Genomic DNA, 1,061 nt, shown 5'->3' on the forward strand with positions numbered 1-1,061 from the left:
GGTTGCGATCTGCCCTCCAGGCACGGCGACGGCCCCGGAATGATCACGTGGTGTGTGCCAGTGTGACAACTCCGAGGCCGTCAGCGGCCCATGCTCGGCGTAATCAACTGGCCACCCGACAGGCTCTCAGCGGACTGTCACCGGAGGAAACGCCCACGCCCCGCCGACCAACTGCCTTCCAGAACTACCTCGACCAGCGCGAGATACCCCGGCTGAAGTCCTGGCGAACCCTGGGCAGCTGACCTCGGCACCTCCAAGATCCCCGACAGAGTCAAGCTCAGAGCCTGTCGGGTGGCTGATCGTAAGCGGTGCGTGATTGGTGCCTGTGGGTGCCGGGCATGGCGAAGGCCCCGGAATGATCACGTGGTGTGTGCCAGTGCGACAACTCCGGGGCCGTCAGCGGCTCATGCTATCCGTCCAATCGGGCTGTGTGACCTGGGGCTCCCAACAGCCTGGCCACGCTAGTTGGCACCGTCTGGCCAAGATTCTTGACATCTGTAATGAATTGCCACGTTTGTTGGCACCGGCGCCATGGTTCAGCGCGGCAGCGAGGCCGGCGCGCGTGGGGTTGCAACGGCGACAGTCTCGTCGCTTGGTTCCTTGCCGCTTTCACGTGACCTTCGGCGATTTCTACAGACCATCCAGTCGCCTGGTCACTGTGTCGAGTGTCGGCCAAGGAGGACCCTCGCGCAGCAAGCGCAGGAATTCGTCTCCGAATCGCCTCCCATTCGGAAACTGGTCGCCAAGCTCCCAACGCCACGCGGCGACCATCGCGATAACGAGCTGCCGACACTCGTCCAGCAGCCCTTGGTCAACGCTTGGGTAGTGCTCGCAGACCGCCTCGGGAACATGGGCGAGATCGAACTCGACGGGTCCACGGCAGCACGTCTCAAGGTCGATGAACAACGGGCCGTTCTTCGTGCTGAGCACATTGCCTGGATGCGGCTCGGCGGGGGGGGGGGGGGGCGGGGGGGGGGGGGGGGGTAGCGGTCGTTGTAGGGTTGTTGGGCCGCCGCTGAGGGAAAAGCGGTTCGCGCTGGTGGGGTCTTGAAAGAGAGCCA

At 64.4% G+C, this 1,061-nt stretch carries 1 pseudogene; it reads right to left on the reverse strand.

The features are described 5' to 3' along the window. Positions 1-630: 630 nt before the first annotated feature. A pseudogene (locus ACZ7IB_RS48405) lies at positions 631-951 on the reverse strand (phosphotransferase); the annotation flags it as partial. Positions 952-1,061: the final 110 nt, after the last annotated feature.

This window comes from Streptomyces sp. NPDC037301 (assembly GCF_055602785.1).